Source organism: Enterobacter sp. JJBC (assembly GCF_036936505.1).
Classification (GTDB): domain Bacteria; phylum Pseudomonadota; class Gammaproteobacteria; order Enterobacterales; family Enterobacteriaceae; genus Enterobacter; species Enterobacter hormaechei_C.
The window spans coordinates 4,191,405-4,217,467 of the sequence record NZ_CP136935.1 but is presented as its reverse complement, the minus strand read 5'-3'; the positions used below and the strand labels follow the sequence as shown (position 1 = coordinate 4,217,467).

22 protein-coding genes and 3 pseudogenes are annotated in these 26,063 nt (G+C 54.4%); 6 read left to right on the top strand and 19 right to left on the bottom strand.

All coding sequences use genetic code 11. From position 1 onward, the window contains the following. The 3 genes from tdcC to pflB are packed head-to-tail and all read left to right on the top strand — an operon-like array spanning position 1 to position 4,881. Entirely contained in the window at positions 1–1,332 is a 1,332-nt protein-coding gene (gene tdcC, locus RY075_RS20240) for a threonine/serine transporter TdcC (protein WP_003862666.1), read from the top strand. Positions 1,333–1,362: 30 nt separating this feature from the next. Further along, on the top strand, positions 1,363–2,571 hold the full coding sequence (gene tdcD, locus RY075_RS20235; RefSeq protein ID WP_109948904.1) for a propionate kinase: 1,209 nt from the start codon (positions 1,363–1,365) through the stop codon (positions 2,569–2,571). A 15-nt stretch (positions 2,572–2,586) separates the two neighbouring features. Then, on the top strand, positions 2,587–4,881 hold the full coding sequence (gene pflB / locus RY075_RS20230; RefSeq protein WP_136467651.1) for a formate C-acetyltransferase: 2,295 nt from the start codon (positions 2,587–2,589) through the stop codon (positions 4,879–4,881). A gap of 88 nt (positions 4,882–4,969) precedes the next feature. Here pflB and RY075_RS20225 read toward each other — a convergent pair. The 7 genes and pseudogenes from RY075_RS20225 to vgrG all read right to left on the bottom strand — a co-directional run. Beyond that, positions 4,970–5,897: pseudogene (locus RY075_RS20225) on the bottom strand (DUF3396 domain-containing protein); the annotation flags it as partial. 9 nt (positions 5,898–5,906) lie between these two features. Further along, positions 5,907–6,166: pseudogene (locus RY075_RS20220) on the bottom strand (VRR-NUC domain-containing protein); the annotation flags it as partial. Continuing rightward, positions 6,121–6,645, bottom strand: a complete 525-nt coding sequence (locus RY075_RS20215) for a phage late control D family protein (protein ID WP_276191713.1) — start codon at positions 6,643–6,645, stop codon at positions 6,121–6,123. The gene RY075_RS20215 and the pseudogene RY075_RS20220, both read right to left, overlap by 46 nt. Further along, positions 6,640–6,847, bottom strand: a pseudogene (locus RY075_RS20210) (type VI secretion lipoprotein TssJ); the annotation flags it as partial. The gene RY075_RS20215 and the pseudogene RY075_RS20210, both read right to left, overlap by 6 nt. A gap of 62 nt (positions 6,848–6,909) precedes the next feature. After that, positions 6,910–8,091 carry a T6SS immunity protein Tli4 family protein gene (locus RY075_RS20205; protein WP_338627947.1) on the bottom strand — a complete coding sequence of 394 codons (1,182 nt, stop codon included), beginning with the start codon at positions 8,089–8,091 and terminating at the stop codon, positions 6,910–6,912. A 2-nt stretch (positions 8,092–8,093) separates the two neighbouring features. Then, the gene (locus tag RY075_RS20200; RefSeq protein ID WP_232967664.1) at positions 8,094–10,343 is read right to left on the bottom strand and encodes a phospholipase D-like domain-containing protein; all 2,250 of its coding nucleotides are present in this window, start codon (positions 10,341–10,343) and stop codon (positions 8,094–8,096) included. Positions 10,344–10,512: 169 nt separating this feature from the next. Then, the gene (gene vgrG / locus RY075_RS20195; RefSeq protein ID WP_338627946.1) at positions 10,513–13,296 is read right to left on the bottom strand and encodes a type VI secretion system tip protein VgrG; all 2,784 of its coding nucleotides are present in this window, start codon (positions 13,294–13,296) and stop codon (positions 10,513–10,515) included. A gap of 526 nt (positions 13,297–13,822) precedes the next feature. On the opposite strand from vgrG, the gene RY075_RS20190 reads away from it, so the two are divergent. Further along, the gene (locus RY075_RS20190; protein WP_022649483.1) at positions 13,823–15,154 is read left to right on the top strand and encodes an amino acid permease; all 1,332 of its coding nucleotides are present in this window, start codon (positions 13,823–13,825) and stop codon (positions 15,152–15,154) included. A 20-nt stretch (positions 15,155–15,174) separates the two neighbouring features. Continuing rightward, positions 15,175–16,479, top strand: coding sequence for a serine dehydratase subunit alpha family protein (locus RY075_RS20185; protein WP_022651889.1), 1,305 nt, complete (start codon positions 15,175–15,177; stop codon positions 16,477–16,479). Positions 16,480–16,558: 79 nt separating this feature from the next. Here RY075_RS20185 and RY075_RS20180 read toward each other — a convergent pair whose 3' ends face one another. Further along, positions 16,559–17,260, bottom strand: coding sequence for a pirin family protein (locus tag RY075_RS20180; RefSeq protein ID WP_003862658.1), 702 nt, complete (start codon positions 17,258–17,260; stop codon positions 16,559–16,561). Between the two features lie 104 nt (positions 17,261–17,364). Between RY075_RS20180 and yhaJ the strand changes: the two genes are divergently transcribed. Beyond that, a complete protein-coding gene (gene yhaJ / locus RY075_RS20175) occupies positions 17,365–18,267 on the top strand; it encodes a DNA-binding transcriptional regulator YhaJ (RefSeq protein ID WP_003862655.1) in 903 nt (300 codons plus the stop codon). A 38-nt stretch (positions 18,268–18,305) separates the two neighbouring features. Here the strand turns inward: yhaJ and RY075_RS20170 are convergent, their stop codons facing one another. From RY075_RS20170 to RY075_RS20120, 11 genes are all read right to left on the bottom strand, one after another. Continuing rightward, a complete protein-coding gene (locus RY075_RS20170) occupies positions 18,306–18,671 on the bottom strand; it encodes a DUF805 domain-containing protein (protein WP_000384149.1) in 366 nt (121 codons plus the stop codon). Positions 18,672–18,777: 106 nt separating this feature from the next. Then, positions 18,778–19,764 carry a glutathione S-transferase family protein gene (locus tag RY075_RS20165; protein WP_338627945.1) on the bottom strand — a complete coding sequence of 329 codons (987 nt, stop codon included), beginning with the start codon at positions 19,762–19,764 and terminating at the stop codon, positions 18,778–18,780. A 72-nt stretch (positions 19,765–19,836) separates the two neighbouring features. Then, positions 19,837–20,229, bottom strand: coding sequence for a DoxX family protein (locus tag RY075_RS20160; protein ID WP_003862651.1), 393 nt, complete (start codon positions 20,227–20,229; stop codon positions 19,837–19,839). A gap of 253 nt (positions 20,230–20,482) precedes the next feature. Further along, positions 20,483–20,779, bottom strand: a complete 297-nt coding sequence (locus tag RY075_RS20155) for a YqjK-like family protein (protein WP_003862649.1) — start codon at positions 20,777–20,779, stop codon at positions 20,483–20,485. Continuing rightward, positions 20,776–21,174: a phage holin family protein gene (locus RY075_RS20150; protein WP_003862647.1), complete on the bottom strand. Its 399-nt coding sequence runs from the start codon at positions 21,172–21,174 to the stop codon at positions 20,776–20,778. Before RY075_RS20150 ends, RY075_RS20155 begins: the two co-directional genes overlap by 4 nt. 2 nt (positions 21,175–21,176) lie before the next feature. Continuing rightward, the gene (locus RY075_RS20145) at positions 21,177–21,482 is read right to left on the bottom strand and encodes a YqjD family protein (RefSeq protein WP_003862645.1); all 306 of its coding nucleotides are present in this window, start codon (positions 21,480–21,482) and stop codon (positions 21,177–21,179) included. 29 nt (positions 21,483–21,511) lie between these two features. Next, positions 21,512–21,880, bottom strand: coding sequence for a DUF1090 domain-containing protein (locus RY075_RS20140; protein WP_017382428.1), 369 nt, complete (start codon positions 21,878–21,880; stop codon positions 21,512–21,514). 143 nt (positions 21,881–22,023) lie between these two features. Beyond that, positions 22,024–22,407 (bottom strand): EnvZ/OmpR regulon moderator MzrA, encoded by a 384-nt coding sequence (gene mzrA / locus RY075_RS20135; protein WP_003862640.1) that lies wholly within the window; start codon positions 22,405–22,407, stop codon positions 22,024–22,026. A 2-nt stretch (positions 22,408–22,409) separates the two neighbouring features. Further along, positions 22,410–23,072 carry a DedA family general envelope maintenance protein YqjA gene (gene yqjA, locus RY075_RS20130; protein WP_003862638.1) on the bottom strand — a complete coding sequence of 221 codons (663 nt, stop codon included), beginning with the start codon at positions 23,070–23,072 and terminating at the stop codon, positions 22,410–22,412. 342 nt (positions 23,073–23,414) lie between these two features. Continuing rightward, on the bottom strand, positions 23,415–24,191 hold the full coding sequence (exuR, locus tag RY075_RS20125; RefSeq protein ID WP_003862635.1) for a transcriptional regulator ExuR: 777 nt from the start codon (positions 24,189–24,191) through the stop codon (positions 23,415–23,417). A 197-nt stretch (positions 24,192–24,388) separates the two neighbouring features. Beyond that, on the bottom strand, positions 24,389–25,687 hold the full coding sequence (locus tag RY075_RS20120; RefSeq protein ID WP_003862634.1) for an MFS transporter: 1,299 nt from the start codon (positions 25,685–25,687) through the stop codon (positions 24,389–24,391). Positions 25,688–26,063: the final 376 nt, after the last annotated feature.

Sequence of the window (26,063 nt, the reverse complement as noted above, 5' to 3'; positions counted from 1 at the left end):
ATGAGCAACACAGAAAGCATTATCGTTGGCCAGACAAAAACGTCCTCCTGGCGTAAATCTGATACCACCTGGACGCTCGGCCTGTTTGGTACCGCCATTGGCGCAGGCGTGCTGTTCTTCCCTATCCGTGCAGGCTTTGGCGGCTTGATCCCCATCCTGCTGATGTTGGTACTCGCGTTCCCGATTGCCTTTTACTGCCACCGCGCGCTGGCGCGTCTGTGTTTGTCCGGCAGTAACGTCTCCGGCAACATCACCGAAACGGTGGAGGAGCATTTTGGTAAGACCGGCGGGGTGGTAATCACCTTCCTCTACTTCTTTGCCATTTGCCCGCTGCTGTGGATTTACGGCGTCACCATTACCAACACCTTTATGACCTTCTGGGAAAACCAGCTCCAGATGCCCGCCCTGAACCGCGGCGTGGTGGCGCTGTTCCTGCTGCTGCTGATGGCCTTTGTTATCTGGTTCGGTAAAGACCTGATGGTGAAAGTGATGAGCTACCTGGTGTTCCCGTTCATCGCCAGCCTGGTGTTGATTTCTCTCTCGCTGATCCCGTACTGGAACTCGGCGGTGATCGACCAGGTTAACCTGAGCGATATCGCCTTCACCGGTCATGACGGCATTCTGGTCACGGTGTGGCTGGGGATCTCCATCATGGTCTTCTCCTTCAACTTCTCGCCTATCGTCTCCTCGTTTGTGGTCTCCAAGCGCGAAGAGTACGAACCGGAGTTCGGGAAAGAGTTTACCGAGCAGAAATGTTCCAAAATCATCGGTCGCGCCAGCCTGCTGATGGTGGCGGTGGTGATGTTCTTCGCCTTTAGCTGCCTGTTTACACTCTCTCCGCAGAACATGGCGGACGCCAAAGCGCAGAACATTCCGGTGCTCTCTTACCTGGCGAACCACTTTGCGTCGATGTCAGGCAGTAAATCCACGTTCGCCACCGTGCTGGAGTACGGCGCGTCCATCATCGCGCTGGTCGCTATCTTTAAATCCTTCTTCGGCCACTATCTGGGCACGCTGGAGGGGCTGAACGGCCTGATCATCAAGTTCGGCTACAAGGGCGACAAGAAGAACGTCTCCGTCGGCAAGCTGAACACCATCAGCATGGTCTTCATCATGGGCTCCACCTGGATTGTGGCCTACGCCAACCCGAACATTCTGGACCTCATTGAAGCCATGGGCGCGCCAATTATCGCCTCTCTGCTGTGCCTGCTGCCGATGTACGCCATCCGCAAGGCACCGGCGCTGGCGAAATACAAAGGCCGGACCGAGAACATCTTCGTAACCGTGGTCGGCCTGCTGACCATTCTGAACATCGTGTACAAACTGTTTTAAACCAAAGCTCAGGAAGAGCGGAGCCATACCATGATTGAGTTTCCGGTAGTACTGGTCATTAACTGCGGATCGTCCTCTGTTAAGTTCTCGGTGCTGGACGCCGCAGGCTGCGATGCCCTGATGACGGGCATTGCGGACGGCATCAACACAGAAAAAGCCTTTATTTCCGTGAATGGGGGTGAGCCGGTCAGACTGGCTCACCAGGACTACGAAGGGGCGCTGGCCGCCATCGCCCTGGAGCTGGAGAAACGCAACCTGATGGGCAGCGTGGCTTTGATTGGCCATCGCATTGCCCACGGCGGTGACCTCTTCAGCGAGTCGACCCTGATCACGGAAGAGGTGATGGCGCAGATCCGCCAGGTCTCCCCGCTGGCGCCGCTGCATAACTACGCCAACCTGAGCGGCGTGGAAGCCGCCGAGCGCCTGTTCCCCGGCGTGCAGCAGGTGGCGGTATTTGATACCAGCTTCCACCAGACCATGCCGCCGCAGGCGTATCTGTACGGCTTGCCGTACCGCTATTTTGAAGAGCTGGGCGTGCGCCGCTACGGTTTCCATGGCACCTCTCACCGCTATGTGTCGGCGCAGGCGCACGCGCTTTTCGGGCTCTCTCCCGATGACAGCGGCCTGGTGATTGCCCATCTCGGCAACGGGGCGTCCATCTGCGCGGTGCGTAACGGCGTAAGCGTGGACACGTCCATGGGGATGACGCCGCTTGAAGGACTGGTGATGGGCACGCGCTGCGGAGACGTGGATTTTGGCGCGATGGCGTGGATTGCCCGGCAGACCGGCCAGTCGTTCGAGGATCTGGAGCGCGTGGTCAACAAAGAGTCCGGGCTGCTGGGGATCTCCGGTATCTCCTCCGATTTGCGCGCGCTGGAGAAAGCCTGGCATGACGGCAACGAGCGGGCGCGGCTGGCAATAAAGACCTTTGTCCACCGGATTGCGCGGCATATCGCCGGTCATGCCGCGTCCCTGCACCGTCTGGATGGCGTGGTGTTTACCGGCGGGATCGGTGAGAACTCCGTGCTTATCCGCGCGCTGGTGGCGGAGCATCTGAAGGTGTTTGGCATCATCCTCGACGAGTCCAAAAATGTCCTGCCGGGCAGCGCGGGCGAGCGCGTGATCTCCACCGAGTCGTCCCGCGCGGCCTGCGCGGTGATCCCTACCAATGAAGAAAAAATGATCGCGCTGGACGCCCTCCGTCTTGGGAAGGTTACTCCGGCTGCGGCTTACGCCTGATAAAGCGAGAATCTGATGAAAGTAACAATCGATACGGGCGTCGCGCCTTACAGCGACGCATGGGCCGGGTTTCGTGGTGAAGAATGGAAAAACGCCATCAACGTGCGCGATTTTATTCAGCATAACTACACCCCTTATGAAGGCGATGAAGCTTTCCTCGCGCAGGCGACGCCAGCAACGACGGCGCTGTGGCAGAAGGTGATGGTCGGCATTCGTCAGGAGAATGCCACCCACGCTCCGGTGGATTTCGACACCAACATCGCCACTACCATTACCGCGCACGGGCCGGGCTATATTGATCAGGAGCTGGAGACGATCGTCGGCCTGCAAACCGACAAGCCGCTCAAGCGCGCCCTGCATCCGTACGGCGGGATCAACATGATCCGCAGCTCGTTCGAAGCCTACGGTCGCGAGATGGATCCGCAGTTTGAATATCTCTTCACAGACCTGCGCAAAACCCACAACCAGGGCGTGTTTGACGTTTACTCCCCGGAGATGATGCGCTGCCGCAAATCGGGGGTACTGACCGGTCTGCCGGACGGCTACGGGCGCGGACGCATCATCGGCGACTACCGCCGCGTGGCGCTGTACGGCATCAGCTATCTGGTGCGCGAGCGTGAACTTCAGTTCGCCGATCTCCAGGGGAAACTGGAGCGCGGAGAAGAACTGGAGGCCACGATCCGCCTGCGCGAGGAGCTGGCGGAGCATAAACGTGCGTTGCTCCAGATCCAGCAGATGGCGGCGAACTATGGCTTTGACATTTCACGTCCGGCGATGAATGCGCAGGAAGCGGTGCAGTGGGTCTACTTTGCCTACCTTGCCGCAGTGAAATCCCAGAACGGCGGAGCCATGTCGCTGGGGCGCACGGCCTCGTTCCTCGATATCTACATCGAACGCGACATGCAGGCTGGGCGGCTGAATGAGGTGCAGGCCCAGGAGCTGATCGACCACTTCATCATGAAGATCCGCATGGTGCGCTTCCTGCGCACGCCGGAGTTCGACACGCTCTTCTCCGGCGATCCGATCTGGGCCACGGAAGTGATTGGCGGCATGGGGCTGGACGGGCGCACGCTGGTGACTAAAAACAGCTTCCGCTACCTGCATACCCTGCACACCATGGGGCCTGCGCCGGAGCCAAACCTGACGATCCTCTGGTCCGAAAAACTGCCGATCGCGTTCAAGAAATACGCCGCGCAGGTGTCGATCGTCACCTCCTCGCTGCAATACGAGAACGACGATCTGATGCGCACCGACTTCAACAGCGACGACTACGCCATTGCCTGCTGCGTCAGCCCGATGGTGATCGGCAAGCAGATGCAGTTCTTCGGCGCACGCGCCAACCTGGCGAAAACGCTGCTGTACGCAATCAACGGCGGGGTGGATGAGAAGCTGAAGATCCAGGTCGGTCCGAAAACCGAGCCGCTGCTGGATGAGGTACTGGATTACGACACCGTAATGGCGAGCCTCGATCACTTCATGGACTGGCTGGCGGTACAGTACATCAGCGCGCTGAATCTCATTCACTATATGCATGATAAATACAGCTACGAAGCCTCGCTGATGGCGCTGCACGACCGGGACGTCTACCGCACCATGGCCTGCGGCATTGCCGGGCTGTCGGTGGCGGCGGATTCCCTGTCGGCCATCAAGTACGCCACGGTAAAACCGGTGCGCGACCACACTGGTCTGGCGGTCGATTTCGTCATCGAAGGCGACTATCCGCAGTACGGCAACAACGACGATCGCGTGGACAGTATCGCCTGCGATCTGGTTGAGCGCTTTATGAAGAAAATCCAGGCGCTGCCGACGTACCGCAACGCGGTACCGACCCAGTCGATCCTGACCATCACCTCAAACGTGGTTTACGGCCAGAAGACCGGCAACACGCCGGACGGACGTCGCGGCGGCACGCCGTTTGCGCCTGGCGCCAACCCGATGCACGGGCGCGACAGAAAAGGGGCGGTGGCGTCGTTAACCTCGGTCGCCAAGCTGCCGTTCACCTATGCCAAAGACGGGATTTCCTACACCTTCTCCATCGTGCCGCAGGCACTGGGCAAGGACGAGCCGGTGCGCAAAACCAACCTTGTCGGGCTGCTGGACGGATACTTCCACCACGAAGCGACCATTGAGGGCGGTCAGCACCTGAACGTCAACGTGATGAACAGGGAGATGCTGCTGGATGCCATCGCCCATCCGGAGAACTATCCGAACCTGACGATCCGCGTTTCAGGCTATGCGGTGCGGTTTAATGCTCTGACGCGCGAGCAGCAGCAGGATGTGATTTCGAGGACGTTTACGCAGGCGATGTAAATAAGAAATAGGGTTGACAGCCCCCTTTGTTAAAAGGGGGCTTTTTTCATTCCAGCAGGGCGCTGGCCTCATCGAAGCGGGCAAATCACTTCATGGAGGATTCTTCATCAAACTGGTGGTTTTCGTATCCGGAATAGAAATGGAGCCCTTTATGGCCGTCATAACGAACCGGACGAATAATCTGGTTCACCTTTACCAGTAAGGGGGTAAGCCTTTGGTTCTCATCTCACCCAGATCCGGAGGAAGCTCACCGGCTTTCAGAATTACCCCGTTGTTATAAGAGAGCAGGCCGATTTCCGGTGTTTTCACCAGACGCCGCGCGACGGCGTCTTCCCCTCCGAGCTTTTCCAGCCATGGCGTGCCCAGAATGGTTTACCAGCAGGCACCTTTGAGGCCTTCGACCGCTTCCCCGCAGGGGTACCCAGCGAATCCACCATCACGCCGGAAAAACGCTGAGCCAGGGCATATTCATAAGGGAACATCTGTTCAAAGGCGTAGGGCAGAACGAACGACAGCTCAGCACAGCCGCTTTCCACTTCGAAGGTGTCGCACAGCCAAAGCAGCCAGTTTTCATACCGTTCCTTACCGTCCGGCTCTTTCAGCAGGGAAAGGGGGAAAGCGAGTTTTATGACTGAGCGATCATTTTCGTTATGGAATATTCGTTTCCCCATGATAAGAATTTCGTAAGCCGGTGCCAGATATGACTCAGTTGCAGAACTCAGTACCCAGTCAAAAATTTCCTCAGGCGTGGAGTTTAGAATAGCCTGCTTCTGTCTGGCATAATTGTTTTCGGTGATTCTGGTCCATTTCTTTACCGGCAGCGTTTTCCTGAGATACGGCTTAAATTCCCCGTAATAACGATCGACACACTCCACCATTTTTCGGCGAACCTCCGGCGTATGGCCGTTTTTAACGAACACGGTGATTATCAACCCGAGGTTCACCGCCGGGCTGCCGTACTTGTATTTTACCGATGCTTCCGGAAGCCACTTTTCGACCAGATCCTTTAACATCATCACTCCTTATTACGGGGCTACCGCCACGGTGGTTCCTGCGCCGAGGATCGCCGCCAGCGTCCCCCAGGCGCTTATCGCCAGGCGTACAATCAGTAAAAACGCGCCGATAATGGCTTCAGGAATGCCCAGCGCCCCACGCCGACCGCCACCAGAATAACCGCTATGGCTGTTGCCGCATCGGTCAGCACCTGTACCCAGTCCACCCGGTTTAACATCTCCAGCGTCATATCCGTCGCCTGCTGGATCTCCCGCCAGGCGGTGCGCATTTGTAGCGGTAGTGCTCACCCGTCGTCACCGCATTACTGCGTACGCTGACCGTCGCATCCATCGGCGTGGTGGCTGTCCGGTAGTTGTAATCCCGCGTGGCGACGGTGCCGGTGACAATCCTGTGCCAGGTGCGCACATCCCAGACCGATTCTGCCGCCCCGTCAAAGAGACCCGACGGCTCGCGGTACGGCAGGCGCACATCAAACCGGTAGTTAAGCTGGCTGTCGGCAAAAATGTACGTATCCAGACCGCGCACATCATCCATCTCCGTACGCCAGTAAATCCCCACCTCTGACAGAATGCGCTGGATAAACTGTAAATCCGTCTCCCGCCACTGGGTTATCAGCTCCCGCGCCGGATAGCTGCGCTCCAGCCGGAATTCAAAATCAGGTCCCTCCAGCCCGTGTCTGCGCAGAACCTGCTCCACCACCTCCGGCACGGACTGGTTCTGAAATACGGCGCACTGCCGGGTGTATCCCAGCAGCGCCAGGCTGGAACTGAGCATCTTCATCCATGAGCATATTGAGCGTCACGCTGCCACCGGGCATCACCGGCAGTTCTTTTGACGCCAGCACCTCGTCCTTTAGGACCGTATCGGCCTAGCGCAGAAGTGTCTGGTAATTGGCGGCATCAACCACTTTACGCCCCCTGAGCTGCCAGACTCTCACCATCGTCGCCAGCGGCATTAATAGTAATGCGGGCGAAAATAAAGGGATAAATAATTGTGGAGGCAGTAAAAAATGAATTACCGCCTCTTAATAGAACTGACAATATGTTCTGCCAGTTTTTCCAACTCATCCTTGTCCATTGGCGGGTTACCTCTCGCCTGTCGACTGTCCTGCATCACGTAGAGTAATAAATCTGGCTTCAGATTTCTGGCTTGTCGATCTCCCTGTACATAAGCAACATAGCCGTAATTGAGTCCACCGTCTTTGTAGACAGATTTCACAAATGTACCAACCCCCTTACGTCCATCCATTTCTATTGAACGCCACTTTGGTTTTATCAGCTCTTTTGAAACTGCTGACCACTGGTATTGCCAGTTCCAGAGCCAGTTTACATAATCTTTTTCATTCAGGTCATCTTCTTTTCCCGCCTTTGGCTTCATCCCCAGATCCTGAAAAAATATGGTCACATCCGGGTGATTTTGAAGCCGGTATGTTATCCCAATATTACGAGGCTCATGACCGGAATCACCCGCGATAAAGCCGTAGGGAAGGCAAAACCCTTGCTCTGTTGGGACTTCGTATAACTTACGTGGTCTGAAACGATTTAGAAGAGAAAGAACTTCAGGTTCGGATTTCCGCACCTGCATCTCAGTAGTCTGGGATTTTTCTCCTGAATCTTTGGCATTCCTCCCCCAAAAATGATACAGGCGCTTTCCGCTATTTATGTAAACCGTATATCCTCTGTAGTCATAATTCACGAAAGCATTAGGATAATCTTTTAAGATGTATTCATGCTTCCTGTTAAACTCCGCCTTTGTTTCCATTGGCTTTTTAAGTAACTTTAAATCACGCTCTTCATATTTCCTGGCAACTTCAATACCGAAATTTATACTATCAGCAACTCTTTCTTTATACGCAGAGAAATCAACCGGAGTTTTCTCTTCAGAGGAAACATCCAACTCATAATTACCGTAATAAAGCGAAGAAAATTGCGCTTGAATAGAATCTGCTTTTGCTCTGTTATATTTATCACCAAATGTTATACCATTACGTGCATATCGACTGGTAATAAAAAAGCCATTACCTTCTGGTTGTTCCTCCGGATTAGTAAATCCTTCTATAGGATATAATCCCACATCCAATCCATCAGGTAATTGCATCTGATAATAACTTACACACTCGCTATTCCATTTCTGGGAAAATGTCACAGGTAAAACAAGAAAACCACCCCATAAAATTAACAATGGAAATTTTTTCATAACTAGCTTTCCTGTGAATCCCTTATATTATCGTTATTTGCAATTTGAACTTCATCATCTGCCTGTATAGAATTACTGGCAATCAACCGCGTATTATAAGGAATTAAGTTGTTTTCACCTTCCGACCAGTAAATAGGAAGTGCAGTTATAAAGCCTTTTATATTATTTAAATTGTAATTATATAATGAATATTCTTTCCAAAACGAAAAAGAAAACGGCATACTACCTTCGTTAGAAAGGACGTCTCGTGAATTAGCTGCTGCTACAGGCCATAACGATGCCCTCATCTTTACTCCCTGCTCGCTATTTTCTTTCCTGTAATTGCCATCATCAGATTCATCTTTTATGAAATCATTTCGTGGGATAAAATTAAATACACTCTCATAAATTATTGCGTTTTCCCTCGCCAGAGCCTGAATCTTCTCCCAACTGGCTTTTAGTGCTGGCTTATCCAGCGCTTCTGCACATTCCCCAGCCGCACTCCCCAGCCATTTACGCCACGCCTTTTGCCGCAACTTACGAGCAAAATTACGGTAGGGAACTGTAGTTCCACTGCCATCCAGATCGGTATAGCCATGTTCAGTATCCGATATCAGTACCGCCAGCTCAGAGTCCCTGTCACCCAACAGACTTCTGTCATTAATATTCGCGCTCCCCACCAGCACATAGCGGTCGTCCACAATCGTCAGTTTACTGTGTACATAAATCTGCTCTGTCACCGCCATTCCGTTTAGTTCATCATGGTCACGCAGATTTAATAACGTCACGTATTGATCGCATACTTCAAGTGGAATACTGGTATATTCCGTTCCACATAGCTCTTCTAGTTTCTCTATTTTCCTGCTCCATTCTTTGCGGGGTACCGCCTGCACTTCAAGTTGTTGCTTCACCCACAAACTACGGCGGATGCGGTTCAGCAGACTGTGAGAACCAAATACCAGTGACTGCCGGGTCAGATGAATTTGCGCCACGATAGCCGGGTCATCAAGCCGCCCTTCCGGATATACAGGCAGTACGATATAGACATGAAACGGTTGCGCAACATGACTAAAAATCGCACGCTTAATTCTGTCCCCCAGCCATTCCGCTACCGGGTTTTGCGGCATTTCATCGTCCGGCAATAGCCGGGTTGCCCAAGCACTCAGGGTAGGGGTAATACTTTTTGCCACTGGACTCAAGGGTTCATTTTCACCAATAGATGATTTCTCAAATGCCGACACAAAAAACTGATTCTCTATATAAATATAATGCTCCGCCTTACTGATGAGCAGATGGAGACTGCGCAGGATATCATCCTGTTTCAGTCGCGCTTTCGGCGCAATTTCCGGCATATTTTTATGTTCATCAAGTCGCATACTCAATGAGGCACTGCGCAATACCTGTATCTGACAGCTTCCCTTTTTTATGGATGGTACTGCAGGGATATCAAGTTCAGGTACACGGGTCTGTAGAGGATTGTCAGGCCAGCGGTGTGAATAACTGTTCCAGCGCAGTACAAAGTTTCTGACCAGATCATCCACCGCAGGCCCCTCAATTTGTACCTGATAATCCTGCCAGGGCATCCGGGGTTGTATTGTCGGATCCAGATAAACGCTGTCCTTCGAACTCCCTTGAGACTGCCAGAGTTCATGTTTTAAAACTGTATCAATAATGTGCTGAACGCTGTCCGTCTGTCGTTTTTCCGCTCGTTTAAACTCACCCTGTAGCTGTTCCTGCGAATATTTCCCTACTGGAATAACATATTCGTTCATCGGGTCATAACCTGGACGATGAACAATGGGTGGAATACAGGAATTGTACATATTCATGCCCTGTCGTCTGTCTGCGTTTGCCTGCAGACCATAATGGTCATCATAGCGTCCATAGGCCAGGTCAATTCCGCCGACAAATGCCAGTTTTTCATCGACAATCACGCATTTCTGATGATGCGAAAACATCACTCCGGATTTAGAACCCGCACGCTGAACATAAAAAGCCTGTCGTCCGAGATGGGTATTCATCGCAGCAAATACCCGTTCCGTTGCCGCAGCATACGTCTCAACCTGCGCCGGGTTCTCCCACGGCATAATATAAACCTGTAAACCCGAAGTTGTCTGTACAGACTCCAGCAGGGTATCAACCAGCCGTATCCCCTCCGCCAGTTGGGCGTCCCAGTTCACCTGCCAGCCAGTAATAAAAATGCACTTTTTTGCCTGCTTAAAAGCTGCCAGAAGCGCAGAAAAATACTCCTTTCCACCAAGGAAAGCCTGCACGACATTGCCCTCTGTATACTCAGCAAAATTCTCTGACTGCCTTTACGGACCACTGGTGTAATGTACCCAATGATTATGAGTAGCCGTTGCGGTGTAGCTTTCTTCACTTTTGTCATCAAAATAAACACTGCACCGGTTCATACCGTCGTCAAGTTTAAGCGATACCATTTTATTTACTCTCCCTGAGTGACTCTAGCATTACTCCGCTCACCTGCTGCTCGGTCTTTATACACTGTTTCAGTTTTTCGCCCGGAAGTATATTTCCGGAAATACGGTTAAAGATACGATGGAATCCCATCGTATCCTGCGCACAAAAATCTTTTACATCCTCATCAGTGGCAGCAGGAATCACATTGAAATAGAGACGGTGGGCCCGATGACCGACAACCAGCCATAACTGGTTTGCATATTGTTTCGCCAGTTCAGTTAGTTGATATTGCTGGTCTTCTGACTGTAATACTTGCCCCTCCGAATCAGATTGTCCATTCATCAGTACCTCATCCGTTGTAACGGCCTGCATATAAGAATCTGCCAGAACAATCTGCCATTTACAGCCAGGCTGAACTACCCCATTGATTCCTGGAGCGTCTGAAATACGGAGCACAGGTTTCAGCTTTGTCTTATCCTGTTCTTGTGGCTTGTCCTGTTCCTGCGAAGCTCCCGCTGGCGGGTTTGCAAGCCGGGAGGTAAACAGGTCGACCAGGGGCATTAAAGGCAAATTTAATGGCAATGAAGCTGGTCCGGTTTTCATCGTTCTTCTCACCCGGCGCAGGTAGGTCGCTGTCGTACCATACTCCACCTTCCCGGCCTCCAGCCGCAGGTAGCTCCCGCCCCCGATGAGCGTGATGCGCTTCTTGCCCGCAAACGTGATGTCACTCGCAGACGACAGGGTGAGCTTCTTTTCCGCGAACAGCTGCATTCTCCCGTTCTGCGCCTGCATCTCAACCGGGCCTTCACTGGCTTTCAGGCTCAGCTGGCCCGTTCTGGCAAACAGCCCGAGCTTTTCCCCCGACAGCGCCGTCATGTTGCCCATGACACCGGCACTGATATCCCCTCCGGCGTTAACGGCGACGTTTTTTGCCGCTGTCATCTGCATGTGCTCCCCGCTGGTCACGGCAACCCCTTCCGGGGCAGAGAACAGCAGGGTTTCGTTCAGCGGCTTCAGGCGCTGCTCAAACATCTGTATCTGGCTGTCGATATCCGCCTTCAGCGCCTGCGCCTGCTCTGCCGCCATCTCCAGCTGCTGAAGCTGTCGCAGGCAGACGTCGATTTCCCTGAGTGCCGTGCTCATGTCCAGCACCCCGCCTGCGGCCTTCTGCTGCCCGTCCGCAGTGACAAACAGCCCCTTTGCGACGCGAATAACGCCGTGTTCATCGGTCCGGAGTTCAAATCCTTTGCCCCGGGGCTGCTCCTGCGCGTCCACCAGATGCCCGCTGTTCAGCTGCGTTTTGCCGTATTCCGTGGCGAGTTTGACATGCTCCTCCCCGCGCTTATCCTCCATCCGCAGCTTGTTGTTGGCGGGCGTGCGCAGCACGTTGCGGGTGTGGTTGTCGCGGGAGACAGGGTCCGGATGTTCAGAATCGTGCAGGGCATATGCGATATACGGCAGGTCAATATCACCGTTGCTGTATGCTATCGCCACTTCGGTCCCGTCGGTGAGCGGCGTGTGCCAGCCCAGCGTGTCACCGGCATACGGTTTCGCCATCCGCAGCCACAGGTAGCTGTAACCGGCTTCCGTCCCCTCCCGGTCGAAGTCGAGCTTCACCCGATAGCGGCCCTGGTCGTCCAGGTGGGCGTAAATGTCGTTCTTCTCCCGGCTCTCAATCCGCGCCGGAAGCGTGCCGTGGATTTCCGGGCGCGAAATTTCCGCCGGGCGGAAACAGTAGCGCTCAGTGTAGGGCATGCCCCGGACCGACACGTGCAGGCGGGAATCACGGGCCCCCCGGAAGGTCACAAGCGTGAGGACAACACCCTCTTTCAGGGCCGTAATGACATCGCCCTGCGGCTCCAGCACCTGCCCGGGCGCGAGGTGTGAGGCGTTGCTGAACAGGTGGATGCGGGCTGATTTGTTCAGCTCCCGCTCGTGGTAGATGCGGGCATAAAAAGCGCCGGATTCGGTTTCCGGCTCAGGGCTGGTGTCGTCACCTGCGTCACGGTAAGGCGCTGCGTAGCGGTAATGTTCCCCGGTGGTGACCGCATCGTTACGCACGCTGACCGTCGCATCCATCGGCGTGGTGGCTGTCCGGTAGTTGTAATCCCGCGTGGCGACGGTGCCGGTGGCAACCCTGTGCCAGGTCCGCACATCCCAGACCGATTCCGCCGCGCCGTCAAACAGGCCCGATGGCTCGCGGTACGGCAGGCGCACGTCAAACCGGTAGTTAAGCTGGCTGTCGGCAAATATGTACGTATCCAGACCGCGCACGTCGTCCATCTCCGTGCGCCAGTAAATGCCCACCTCGGACAGAATGCGCCGGATAAACTCCAGGTCCGTTTCCCGCCACTGGGTGATAATTTCACGCGGCGGGTAGGTGCGCTCCAGGCGGAAGTCAAAATCAGGTCCCTCCAGCCCGTGTCTGCGCAGCACCTGCTCCACCACCTCCGGTACGGACTGGTGCTGGAAAATGCGGCACTGGCGGTTGCGGCTGAGCAGTGCCAGACGGGAGCTCAGCTCCACCTGGTAATGCGACTGGTCGGCGGTGGTGGAAAGCCACTCCAGACGGGTGATGATGCCGTGCACTGCCTTCCCGCTGCGCATGCGCAGGGTGGCGTACTTCATCAGTACCTCTTCGGGGGTGAGGTTATCCTGCGGTGTGGTGAAGTCGATGGTCCATCGGAAGGGCTCGCTGAGCGCCTCGCGGCCCTTAAACCGCAGCACGTCGGGCGTGACGCGGGAGTCCGTAATGTCCAGGGTGTAACGGGTCTGTCCGTCGAAGAGCGCCAGCCAGTTATCCATAACAAAGACCTTTATCTTACTGTGGATAATAAACGACGCGATAGTTACATAACGCAAATTTGTTGTAAATAACGTAATTTTTTAAAAGGGGGACCTTTTTGCTGCGCAAATAAGAAGGAACAATTCACCATATGAATATTTGAAGTTGAGAATATTCAAACTGGCATCTCTCTATCCGCGCTTGATTGGATATATGGATGTACTGACTAAGTTGACAATATAAGCAAAGCAGTAACTATATGGTTAATGCGAATGTAGAGCGATTTTCTTCAGGATCAGATGCGAGATATTTGTAGGTTGATCGCCGTCACTTTTAGAAAAATGATGCCCTAATAACTCCGACATAAGAAAACTTTCCTCCAAACGCAGAAAAGCCTCATTAAACTTGTGACTTTTTTCTCCCGCTCTCCGGATATGATCTCCCCATACCAATAACTCACACCTGCACCTTCTGACTCGCAATCGCTGGCGATCGGAACCTTATAAAAACAACTAGTTACCCTACAAAATAAGCGAGTGCCCCATGATGAATATGGCAACAAACAGCAGTGTGATTGTGAGTGATTCCCCTGCGGCAAGGCGGGCGGGAATGAGCGAAAGCGAATGGCGAGAGGCGATTAAATTCGACAGCACCGATACGGGCTGGGTCATCATGAGTATCGGGATGGCTATCGGCGCGGGCATCGTTTTTCTTCCGGTGCAGGTCGGGTTAATGGGGCTGTGGGTGTTTTTACTCTCGTCGATAATTGGTTATCCGGCTATGTACCTGTTCCAGCGCCTGTTTATTAATACGCTGGCGGAATCACCGGAATGCAAAGATTACCCGAGCGTCATTAGCGGTTATTTAGGTAAAAACTGGGGCATCTTATTGGGTGCGCTTTATTTCGTGATGCTGGTGATCTGGATGTTTGTCTATTCCACGGCTATCACCAACGACAGCGCCTCCTATTTGCACACCTTCGGCGTAACCGACGGTTTGCTGTCGGAAAATCCGTTCTATGGCTTATTCCTGATCTGCATTCTGGTCGCCATCTCGTCGCGCGGTGAAAAACTGCTGTTTAAAGTCTCCAGCCTGATGGTGCTGACCAAATTATTTGTAGTGGCGGCGCTGGGTCTTTCGATGATTGGCCTCTGGCATTTAGCCAACGTCGGTATGCTGCCGCCGATGGGGCTGCTGATTAAAAACGCCATTATTACGCTGCCTTTCACCTTAACCTCCATTCTGTTTATTCAGACTTTAAGCCCGATGGTGATTTCCTATCGTTCACGGGAAAAATCCGTAGAGGTGGCGCGTCATAAAGCGCTGCGGGCAATGAATATCGCCTTTGGCGTGCTGTTTGTGACGGTCTTTTTCTACGCGGTCTCCTTCACGCTGGCGATGGGGCACGACGAGGCGGTAAAAGCCTACGAGCAGAATATTTCCGCCCTGGCAATCGCAGCACAGTTCATCAGCGGTGACGGTGCGGGCTGGGTCAAAATCGTCAGCGTGATCCTCAACATTTTCGCCGTGATGACCGCGTTCTTTGGCGTCTATCTCGGCTTTCGTGAGGCGACGCAGGGCATCGTGATGAACATCCTGCGCCGCAAAATGCCGGCGGAAAAAATCAATGAAAATGCCGTCCAGCGCGGAATTATGCTGTTCGCCATCCTGCTGGCCTGGAGCGCGATTGTATTAAACGCGCCGGTGCTGAGCTTCACCTCCATCTGTAGCCCTATTTTCGGGATGGTGGGCTGCTTAATTCCGGCGTGGCTGGTCTACAAAGTGCCCGCACTTCATAAATATAAAGGCGTATCGCTGGTAATTATCGTAATTACCGGGCTGCTGCTTTGTGTTTCTCCTTTCCTCGCCTTCTCATGAGGTTAAATAAGGTCGTAACGATGTCTGAGCAAATTAATCCTTTATGGAACCATTTTATTCGCGCCGTGCAGGAAGAGGTAAAGCCTGCGCTGGGCTGTACCGAACCCGTCTCGCTGGCGCTGGCGTGTGCGATGGCTGCCGGACAGCTTTCCGGTGAGGTAACGCGTATCGAGGCGTGGGTATCGCCGAACCTGATGAAAAACGGGCTTGGCGTAACGGTGCCCGGCACCGGTATGGTCGGTTTACCCATCGCGGCCGCGCTGGGGGCGACAGGCGGTAATGCACACGCCGGGCTGGAGGTGTTGAAAGACGCGTCGGCCGAGGCGCTAACGCGCGCCAAAGCATTGCTGAACGCGGGTCTGGTGCAGGTAAAATTGCAGGAGCCGTGCGATGAGATCCTTTATTCACGCGCCTGCGTTTACGCCGGTGAATCCTCGGCGATGGTGACCATCGCTGGCGGGCACACTCGCGTGGTGGAGGTAGTTTGTCAGGGCGAAACGTGCTTCAGGCTTGACGATCGTCAGAGCCAGAACAACGACGATCCGCTGGCGGTACTCTCGACCACCACGCTGTCACAGATCCTTGAGTTTGTGGAGCAGGTGCCGTTCGACGCGATCCGCTTTATCCTCGATGCGGGGCGGCTGAACGATGCGCTCTCCCGCGAAGGTTTGCGTGGCAACTGGGGGCTGCATATTGGCGCGACGCTCAATAAACAGCGCGCACGCGGCTGGATGGCGCAGGATCTGGGTTCAGACATTATTATCCGCACCAGCGCAGCCTCGGATGCCCGCATGGGAGGCGCGACGCTGCCAGCGATGAGCAACTCGGGTTCCGGGAATCAGGGCATCACCGCCACCATGCCGGTAGTGGTGGTGGCTGAGCACGTTCAGGCTGATGACGAACGGCTGGCGCGGGCGCTGATGCTCTCGCATCTGTCGGCTATCTATATCCATTACCAGCTTCCGCGCTTGTCCGCGTTGTGCGCGGCGACAACCGCCGGAATGGGGGCAGCGGCGGGGATGGCGTGGCTGATGGGCGGATCTTACCAGACCATTGCCATGGCGATCGGCAGTATGATCGGCGACGTGAGCGGGATGATCTGCGATGGGGCTTCTAACAGCTGTGCAATGAAGGTCTCGACCAGCGTCACCAGCGCCTGGAAAGCCGTGATGATGGCGCTGGATGATACTGCGGTGACGGGTAACGAGGGGATTGTGGCGCACGACGTGGAACAGTCGATCTCTAACCTGTGCGCCCTGGCGTGCCGCTCAATGCAGGCGACGGACCGGCAGATCATTGAGATTATGGCGAGTAAGGTGTTGTGATTTAATCCAACCCGTTACCCCTCACCCTAACCCTCTCCCATAGGGAGAGGGAACCGATCGAGCGAGGGGCGTGTTGATCTTAAACCGGCAAATCAATCAACAGCGCGCGCAGCGGCGTATCGGCAACCAGAGTGATATTCGCTTCGTCACGAATAAACGCCCCGTCACCGCAGGTGAGCGCTTCTTTCTCTTCCGTATGCGTGACCGCATGCACCGTTCCGTGAATGGACTGCAAATAGGCACGCGGGCCATGAAGCTGGAAGCTCGCCTGTTCACCTTTTTTCAGTTCGATATGATGCAGCCACACCTGCTGGCGCAACTGCAAGCTGCCTTTGCTGCCGTCTGGCGAGGCAATCAGCTGCTGTTGATCGCCCTTCAGATCGATCTTTTGCACCAGCGGATTTTCCCGCTCCGGACAGGCATCCAGCCACAGCTGCATGCGGGTCAGCGTTTTATCTTTGCTGAGGTTATGCTCGCTGTAGCTAATACCTGGCTGAGTAGAAATTAACAGCGCCTCGCCAGCCTTCGCCTGGACATGATTGCCCTCGCTATCGCGGTATTCTGCCTCGCCTTCCAGGATCAGGTTCAGGATATCGACTTTCGGGTACGTGCGCGGCTGGAAGGACGCGCCCGGGGCGAGCACTTCCTGATTCAATACACGCAGTGAAGCGTAACCGAGGAGTTTAGGGTCAAAGTAGTGTCCAAAGGAAAAGGTGTAGCGGGCCTGCAACCAACCGAAATCGGCTTGTCCGCACTGTTTCGCTGTTCTTGTCGTAATCATAAACTTGACCTCTCTTTACACTAAATCAATGGTAAAGGTATGGACGCTGCATTGTTAGCCAGATATTCTGCCTGGTATGTTCAAATTTCCTGAATGAGAACGAGATGGCTAAAGAGAGAGCATTGACGCTTGAGGCGCTTCGCGTCATGGACGCGATTGACAGGCGCGGCAGTTTTGCCGCGGCGGCAGATGAACTGGGGCGCGTTCCGTCTGCGCTGAGCTACACCATGCAAAAGCTGGAAGAGGAGCTGGATGTTGTGCTCTTCGATCGCTCCGGTCATCGAACAAAATTCACCAACGTTGGGCGGATGCTGCTGGAGCGCGGCCGCGTATTGCTGGAAGCGGCGGATAAGCTGACGACCGATGCCGAAGCGCTGGCCCGCGGCTGGGAAACCCATCTGACGTTAGTGACCGAAGCGCTGGTGCCCACCGAAGCGCTGTTTCCGCTGGTGGACAGACTGGCCGCGAAAGCCAATACCCAGCTGTCGATCATCACCGAGGTGCTGGCCGGGGCATGGGAGCGTCTTGAGACGGGCAGGGCGGATATCGTGATTGCGCCAGACATGCATTTCCGCTCATCGTCAGAAATCAATTCGCGCAAGCTCTACAGCGTGATGAACGTCTACGTCGCCGCGCCGGATCACCCTATCCATCAGGAGCCGGAGCCGCTCTCTGAGGTCACGCGCGTGAAATACCGCGGCGTGGCGGTCGCGGATACCGCCCGAGAGCGCCCGGTGTTAACGGTACAGTTGCTGGATAAACAGCCGCGACTGACGGTAACGTCGCTGGAAGATAAGCGACAGGCGCTCCTGGCGGGGCTGGGCGTGGCGACTATGCCGTACCCGTTTGTCGAAAAGGACATTGCAGAAGGGCGGTTGCGCGTCGTCAGCCCGGAATACACCAGCGAAGTGGATATTATTATGGCGTGGCGTCGCGATAGCATGGGCGAAGCCAAATCGTGGTGTTTGCGTGAAATTCCCAAGCTCTTTGCCCACCACAACAAATAAGCGTAGGCCCGGTAAGCGTAAGCGCCACCGGGCAGAATTTACGCGCTTGCCTTAGGATCCGGACCAAAGCGGTTTTCGCCCGGCGTTCCGCTCTGACAGTTGAAAATCAAAATCACGATCCAGCCGATAAGCGGGATCAACAGCAACAGCAGCCACCACGCCGAACGATCGGTGTCGTGGAGACGACGAAACAGTACGGCCCATGAAGGCAGCAGAACTAACACACCATAAATGGTGGTGAGAATGCCTTCACCCCCCTCGCGTTCCCAGCCGAGGATCTTGTCCACAATGCCCAGCACCATAATCAAGACGAAGTTCACCAGAACGAACATCCAGTACTCTTTACGGCGGGCACGGCCACCAAAACCAAAATAGTTGCGCAGTACCTTTAAATACCAGTCCATTTTTCCTTGCCTCATAATCAGTCAATCACTTGTTTTCTAAGCGATCGAGGTAAGGATAGATGTATGCTGTGAATTAAAAAAGGGAATCAATTGATTCCCTAAATAATTATCCGAAACGCACGTCGCGCCCGTGCGGTTCATCCAGGTCCTGCCACGGGCCAATGGAGATAATGCCCGTTGGGTTGATGGTCTTATGACTGCGGAAATAATGGGTGCGAATATGGTCAAAATTGACCGTCTCCGCAATCCCCGGCATCTGATAGATGTCGCGCAGGAAACCGTGCAGGTTCAGATAATCGCTGATGCGATGCTTGTCGCACTTGAAGTGGGTGACATACACCGGATCGAAGCGGATCAGCGTCGTCCACAGGCGGATGTCTGCTTCAGTGAGGCGATCGCCCGTTAAATAACGATGCTGGCCGAGGATCTGCTCCAGGCGCTCCAGGGATCCAAACACGTTGCCGACCGCTTCGTCGTACGCTTCCTGACTGGTGGCAAAGCCCGCTTTATAGACGCCGTTGTTGACGTTGTCGTAGATCCAGCCGTTCAGCTCGTCAATTTTCTCGCGCAGCTCAACCGGGTAGTAATCCCCGGCGCGGGCGCCGTGCGCGTCAAACGCGGTATTGAACATGCGAATGATTTCAGCGGATTCATTGCTGACGATCGTCTGGTTTTTCTTGTCCCACAGCATCGGCACCGTTACGCGTCCGGTGTAGTGCGGATCGGCGCGCAGATAGAGCTGATACAGGAAATCGTGATGATAAAGCTCATCACCCGTCGCGGCAGGGAAGTCACTGTCGAACGTCCAGCCGTTTTCCAGCATCAGCGGGTTGACCACCGAAACCGGAATTAACGATTCGAGGCCTTTAAGCTTGCGTACAATCAGCGTGCGGTGCGCCCACGGACAGGCGAGAGAAACGTACAGATGATAACGATCTTTCTCCGCCGCAAAGCCCCCTTCGCCACTCGGGCCGGGTGCGCCGTCGGCGGTCAGCCAGTTACGGAAGGCCGAAACAGAGCGCTTAAAGCGTCCACCGGTGGATTTGGTGTCATACCAGACATCCTGCCAGACGCCGTCTACGAGTTGTCCCATTTTTTTCTCCTCCGTCAGATAGCAAAAGCGAGGAGATGTCTCCTCGCTTTGAATGTAATCAGTATAGCCTGCTTACCACTTCTTATTCAGAAGACGGTCGATGCTGTAGGCGCCCGGGCCCGTGATAGCCAGCAGCAGGAAGCCACCCGCGATGGTCAGGTTTTTCATGAACATCAGGGAGTTCACGCCTTCCGCAAAGTTGCTGTGGAAGATGAACGCGGTCAGCAGGGTAAAGCCTGCGGTGAACAGCGCCGTGGTGCGGGTCAGGAAACCGAACAGCACTGCCAGGCCGCCGCCGAACTCAAGCAGAATGGTCAGTGGCAGCAGGAACCCCGGCACGCCCATCGCTTCCATATACTGCTGAGTGCCCGCATAGCCGGTAATTTTGCCCCAGCCTGCGGTGATGAACAGAATTGGCATCAGAATACGCGCTACCAGTACACCAACATCTTCTAATTTTTTCATTTTACTCTCCAGGGAACCACATCAGCGGCTAAACGTTATTTGCGTGCAAATTCGGGTAGATACCGCGTCTTTGCTGTCGATGGAGAGGAGTGTAAACGGGGCGGATGGCAATTGTTAGCAAGGAAAACTGTTAATCTTCTTCAAAGATATTGAGTAAGGGAGCGTGCGGGCTGGTGCCCTCACCCCATCCCTCTCCCACAGGGAGAGGGGGCAAAAACAAAAAACGGTAACCAGGGTTACCGTTTTGCTTTTTTCACCGCAACTGCTGCTGTCGCAGCGTGGTTTTCACCAGACGCCAGGCGCTCCAGGCGCCAAAGCCGCGACGTGCCCAGCGGATCAGCATGTTAGGATGCCGAACCGACCAGATCGCCATCACGCTGCTGCCGACCAGCGCCCATGAACGCAGGCTCAGGACCGTGTTCCAGCCGCGGTCAAACCGATGCGTGGCTTCAACCCAGTCGCGACGGCTGGCAGACAGATCCAGTCGCTGCTGCTGGATTTGGCTCAACAGATACGCTTTCCGCTTTTGACGTTCGGCTTTGTCGCTCACGACTTATCATCCTCCAGCAGGGCGCGGTCGTTGGCCAGCTCCTGGCGCGTATGACGCAGGAAGGTTGACGTGCGCGCTTTATGCAGGGTCCAGATACCGCCTATCAGCGCCGCCACCAGCAGAACCACGGTAGTCGCAATCATCGCGTTCAGACGATACTGTGGATCGATAGCCCAGATGATTAACACCATCAGGCTCATCAGACCAAACGCGGCAAAGAGCATCGTAAGCCCAAGCATGAGCAGCATCTGGAAGAGGTTGGCTTTCTCCTCTTCCAGCTCCACTACCGCAAGCCGGACGCGCGTTTCGGCAATCCCGACCAGCGTCGTAAGAATACGCTGGCCAATGCCGAGGACGTTTTTAGCAGGCCCTTGTGCGTGACGTGGATCTTCCATAATCAACGACGCGTCAGCAGGACACCCAGCACCACACCCACTGCGGCGCCAATACCCACACCCGTCCATGGATTATCACGTACATATTCGTCTGCGCGCGCAGCCGCTTCGCGGGTCTGTTTCGCCAGCGCATCACCGGTTTCACCCAGACGGTAACGGCTCTCTTTCAGTGCCTGCTCCGCTTTGCTGCGCAGTTTGCTGACTTCTTCTTTCGATTTATCGGCAGAAGAGTTCAGCACCTCTTCCAGGGTGTCCGCCAGGGATTTCAGTTCAGCGCGCAGATTTTCTGAAGTTGTATCTTTTGACATGATTCTCTCCTGTTGAGATTTCCGTTAACTCAATAATCGCGAGCTTCCAGCGCTTTCAGTTCGTCCTGCGCCTCTTGCAACTTCCTCTCGCGCTTGGCAATTTTTTCCGCATCACCTTTCTCTTTCGCTTCTTGCAGGTCTTGACGGCGCTCGGCTATCTCGTCCTTCTGTTCAGCGATTTTTTCCTGATGATCGGCACGCAGCTTGCTGTCCGTACAGTTGTCTTTCACTTCGCTCAACGCTTTTTTCAGTCCGTCGATCCGGTGCTGATTGTTATGCTTTTCGGCATAACTGATTTCGCGTTGGATATCCTGTTCTTTCTCCTGACAAAGAGACATAGCGAAGGAAGCTGTGCTTAAAGAAAAAAGGGCCAGAGCCAGGGTGATGCGGTATTTCATTATAGAAACCTTCCATTGTGTTACGGCGTAAGCCGTGTTCCAGAACAAAGCGGAGAACATCTGAGGGGTGCTCCGCGTACTTAAGCATAGTAAGTAAACGGGAGTTTCACCAAAGTAGGTGAAAATATTCGGAATATTAGTCGTTAACCAAATCGATGCGACGTGTCGCGTAACCGTGACATCCAGGAGGCGACGTGGCTGTCATCATCCTGTTGCGCAATGATGTAACCCTGCGGCAGCGTGCGGTCCAGCACGGCTTTCGCCGCGGCGCTTTGCGCACTGGAGTCAAATTTTATCAGCAGCACATCGTCTTGCGGCGTGATGCTCTTAAAGCGGATCCCGTTTGCGTCGAGATGATGCCAGATGGAAAAACCATCCGGCACGCTGGTTCCCTGGCTCACAGGACGGATAGCCAGCGTCGACTCCTGATGCTGTAGCGCAGACCACAGCAGGATAAGAGCGCTGAACATCATCAGCGCGACGATGGCGTAAGAGAAGCGGCGCAGCGCGAGCGGGGAGATAACCATCGTTAACCCCTGGCCCCGTATTTCTTCTTCCAGAGTACGACCAGGGACCCGACCAGGCCAAACACCAGCAGAACGACGGGCAGCAGCATCAGGCAAGACATCAGTTGGTCTTCGTATTTCATAAAGACCGGCGTTTTACCCAGCGCGTAGCCGAGCGTGGTCAGGATCAGCACCCACAGCAAGCCGCTCATCCAGTTAAAGAACTGGAAGCGCGTGCTGCTCAGGCCGGACAGGCCCGCAATGGTGGGCAGTAGGGTGCGTACGAATGCGATAAAGCGGCCGATCAGCAAGGCGGAAAGCCCATGCTTATGGAAAAGGTGGTGCGCTCGCTGGTGGTAATGGGCCGGAAGGTGCGAAAGCCAGTTCTGAACGATTCGCGTGTTACCCAGCCATCGCCCCTGAATGTAACTCACCCAGCAGCCCAGGCTGGCGGCAATGGTTAAAAGCAGGACCGTTTGCGGGAAAGCCATCGCCCCTTTTGCACAAAGCACCCCGACCAGTACCAGCAGGCTGTCGCCCGGTAAAAAGGCAGCAGGCAGCAGACCGTTCTCAAGGAACAGGATCATAAATAATACAAAGTAGAGCATGCCAATCATGGACGGGTTGGCCAGCGTTTCGAAATCCTGAGCCCAGAGGGCGTTCAGTAGTTGGGTCAAAAGTTCCATTCAGTGTTCCTGGAAATCGGTTAACGTCACGCCTGTAATTCGGGAAATACAGCACGGCGACATTGTTATGATTTCATTATGGTCGCTCGCGGACACATTGATGTGTGGCCAACACTGTTCCCTGTTAATTGGCTGGTTAGCAAGCACTAACTTACAAAATAACGAAGTGAATCCAATTGTAACAAAGCCCGACGTTCTGCGTCACAGAATTTGAGGGGAAACACGATTTTGGCGTAAGCCACGGAGGGGAGCGAGAAATTTTACAAAGGCTGACACTATAGAGGTTTTCTTACCCTGTCTGGCCGGAAGGCGCGGCGGTGCGCCTGCCAGCAGTTCGGGGCGTTATTTTGCGAGATTGGTCGCGGTATCGAGGTGAACGACCGGATTATCGGCAAAAAGATAGCGGTCAGCGTTAAATTCAAAGTCATCACTTGTTTCATTAAACAGCATCTGTTTGGTGTTCTCCAGATGCTGCCACATTGCCAGTTTCGCCGCATGCGGATCTTTACGAATCAGGGCCTTAAGAATCTGGTCGTGATCGTCACACCAGTTATCTACCGTGCGGGAATCAATGTGATCGTGCAATTTCTTCCAGTACGGGTTGTGAACGCGCTGAGTCCACATTTTTTCAACGATTGCCGCCAGCGCCGTGTTCTGAGTCGCAAGGGCGACCTGGACGTGGAATTGCAGGTCCCATTCAGAATCGCGGAAACATTTTTCTTTACGCGCGTGATCCTGGATTTCCATCAGCTTCATGATGTCCTGCTTGGTCACCTGCGTGGCAGCAAATTCCGCAATGTTGCTTTCAATCAGCTGGCGAGCCTGGAGAAGCTCAAACGGACCGTAGCTGGCAAACTCCAGACTTTCGTCCGGGGTGGGGGAGTGTTTCGCCTGGCTGGAAATCACATGAATGCCGGAACCTTTGCGTACCTCAACATACCCTTCCACTTCCAGCATGATGATGGCTTCGCGGACCACCGTGCGGCTGACGCTTTTTTCATCCGCAATGAAACGCTCAGCGGGAAGTTTATCACCGACAAGATAGACCCCTTGCTCGATGCGATCTTTCAGCTCGGCGGCAAGTTGTTGATATAAACGACGTGATTCGGTGATTTCCATATGCGCTCCAGGCAGGGTACGGCGAATGATTTGTTATACCACTTTTGCGTGCCAGTCTCCAGATTTCGCCATCAAAAAAGCCGCCCGGAGGCGGCTTTTGCGTCGTTCTTGCCGGGTGGCGCTACGCTTACCCGACCTACTATTTTATTGGATTTTGTAGGCCGGGTAAGGCGGAGCCGCCACCCGGCACAACAACGCTAACTCTGCGTCGCCGGTCCCCCGAGGGACTCTTTCGCAAGTTCATCTGCGGATTTGCTTTTCAGCACCGTCCAGATAACCACCGCACCCAACAGGTCGAAGACAGCCAGTACCGCGAACAGTGGGCTGAAACCAATCGTATCCGCCAACGCGCCGACCACCAGTGCAAACAGGGTACTTGCGGTCCAGGCGGCCATCCCGGTCAGGCCGTTGGCGGTGGCGACTTCGTTACGACCAAACACGTCGGACGAGAGCGTAATCAGCGCACCGGACAGAGACTGGTGAGCAAAGCCCCCGATACACAGCAGGGCGATAGCCACGTAAGGGCTGGTGAACAGGCCGATCATACCCGGGCCGATCATCAGCAGGGCGCCCATGGTGACCACCATCTTACGGGACACAATCAGGTTCACGCCAAACCAGCGCTGGAACAGCGGTGGCAGGTAGCCGCCGACGATACAGCCCAGGTCTGCAAACAGCATTGGCATCCAGGCGAACATCGCGATCTCTTTCAGGTTAAAGCCGTAAACTTTAAACATGAACAGTGGGATCCAGGCGTTAAACGTACCCCAGGCCGGTTCTGCCAGGAAGCGTGGCAGGGCGATACCCCAGAACTGACGGGTGCCCAGGATCTGCCAGACGGACATCTTTTTGCCGTTGTCGGTCTGATGCTGGGATTCCTGACCATTAATAATGTAGTCACGTTCTTCGTCAGACAGCTTTTTCTGGTCGCGCGGGTGTTTATAGAAAATCAGCCACGCCATGGCCCAGGCAAAGCTCAGCACACCGGAGATGATGAACGCCATCTGCCAGCTGTGCATCACAATCGCCCACACCACCAGTGGCGGAGCAATCATCGCCCCGATGGAGGAGCCCACGTTGAAGTAACCGACAGCGATAGAACGCTCTTTTGCCGGGAACCATTCAGAGCTGGCTTTCAGACCCGCGGGGATCATCGCCGCTTCGGCAGCACCTACCGCACCACGCGCCAGCGCCAGTCCGCCCCAGCTGCCGGCCAGCGCGGTCGCCCCACAGAAGACGGCCCAGGCTACAGCGAAGAAGGCATAACCAATTTTTGTACCCAGAATATCAAGAACATAACCTGCAACAGGCTGCATTACGGTGTAAGCGGCAGAGTAAGCCGCAATGATGTAAGAGTATTGCTGCGTGGAGATATGTAACTCTTCCATCAACGTTGGCGCCGCTGCTGCCACGGTGTTACGTGTCAGGTAGCCCAGCACGGTGCCGAGCGTCACCAGTGCGATCATGTACCAACGTAACCCTTTAATTTTACGCATGTAAAACCTCATCGTTATGTTATTTCCGTGTCGGGACACGGCAACAACTCAACCGTTGCCGGGAGCTGTTCTGTAACGGGAGGGGCGTAACCGGGAACCTGTCCCGGAACGGCCCGAACCTTGCCATAAGTAATCGTGCTAAGTCGGCTTCCGTACCGTTAAATCCGATGTATCAAACACCGGTAATGCATTCCGTCGGCTTATAGTTTGCGACGGCGAAAAGATAACTTGTCATACAACTTTAAAAGGTGAGTGACATCACAAAAGTGTGAATATTTGTAGGGACATTATGCGGCACGCGCAAAGCCAGAACTGGCGCGGCCTGGGAGAGGGTTTACCCCTTTGAGGGTAATTTATTTGTCGACGTTTATTGATC

What these genes read in the sequence shown, in the direction of transcription:
- tdcC (WP_003862666.1), top strand. Translation starts at nt 1, where the DNA reads ATGAGCAACACAGAAAGCATTATCGTTGGCCAGACAAAAACGTCCTCC.
- tdcD (WP_109948904.1), top strand. Translation starts at nt 1,363, where the DNA reads ATGATTGAGTTTCCGGTAGTACTGGTCATTAACTGCGGATCGTCCTCT.
- pflB (WP_136467651.1), top strand. Translation starts at nt 2,587, where the DNA reads ATGAAAGTAACAATCGATACGGGCGTCGCGCCTTACAGCGACGCATGG.
- RY075_RS20205 (WP_338627947.1), bottom strand. Translation starts at nt 8,091, where the DNA reads ATGAAAAAATTTCCATTGTTAATTTTATGGGGTGGTTTTCTTGTTTTA.
- vgrG (WP_338627946.1), bottom strand. Translation starts at nt 13,296, where the DNA reads ATGGATAACTGGCTGGCGCTCTTCGACGGACAGACCCGTTACACCCTG.
- RY075_RS20190 (WP_022649483.1), top strand. Translation starts at nt 13,823, where the DNA reads ATGAATATGGCAACAAACAGCAGTGTGATTGTGAGTGATTCCCCTGCG.
- RY075_RS20185 (WP_022651889.1), top strand. Translation starts at nt 15,175, where the DNA reads ATGTCTGAGCAAATTAATCCTTTATGGAACCATTTTATTCGCGCCGTG.
- RY075_RS20180 (WP_003862658.1), bottom strand. Translation starts at nt 17,260, where the DNA reads ATGATTACGACAAGAACAGCGAAACAGTGCGGACAAGCCGATTTCGGT.
- yhaJ (WP_003862655.1), top strand. Translation starts at nt 17,365, where the DNA reads ATGGCTAAAGAGAGAGCATTGACGCTTGAGGCGCTTCGCGTCATGGAC.
- RY075_RS20170 (WP_000384149.1), bottom strand. Translation starts at nt 18,671, where the DNA reads ATGGACTGGTATTTAAAGGTACTGCGCAACTATTTTGGTTTTGGTGGC.
- RY075_RS20165 (WP_338627945.1), bottom strand. Translation starts at nt 19,764, where the DNA reads ATGGGACAACTCGTAGACGGCGTCTGGCAGGATGTCTGGTATGACACC.
- RY075_RS20160 (WP_003862651.1), bottom strand. Translation starts at nt 20,229, where the DNA reads ATGAAAAAATTAGAAGATGTTGGTGTACTGGTAGCGCGTATTCTGATG.
- RY075_RS20150 (WP_003862647.1), bottom strand. Translation starts at nt 21,174, where the DNA reads ATGGAAGATCCACGTCACGCACAAGGGCCTGCTAAAAACGTCCTCGGC.
- RY075_RS20145 (WP_003862645.1), bottom strand. Translation starts at nt 21,482, where the DNA reads ATGTCAAAAGATACAACTTCAGAAAATCTGCGCGCTGAACTGAAATCC.
- RY075_RS20140 (WP_017382428.1), bottom strand. Translation starts at nt 21,880, where the DNA reads ATGAAATACCGCATCACCCTGGCTCTGGCCCTTTTTTCTTTAAGCACA.
- mzrA (WP_003862640.1), bottom strand. Translation starts at nt 22,407, where the DNA reads ATGGTTATCTCCCCGCTCGCGCTGCGCCGCTTCTCTTACGCCATCGTC.
- yqjA (WP_003862638.1), bottom strand. Translation starts at nt 23,072, where the DNA reads ATGGAACTTTTGACCCAACTACTGAACGCCCTCTGGGCTCAGGATTTC.
- exuR (WP_003862635.1), bottom strand. Translation starts at nt 24,191, where the DNA reads ATGGAAATCACCGAATCACGTCGTTTATATCAACAACTTGCCGCCGAG.
- RY075_RS20120 (WP_003862634.1), bottom strand. Translation starts at nt 25,687, where the DNA reads ATGCGTAAAATTAAAGGGTTACGTTGGTACATGATCGCACTGGTGACG.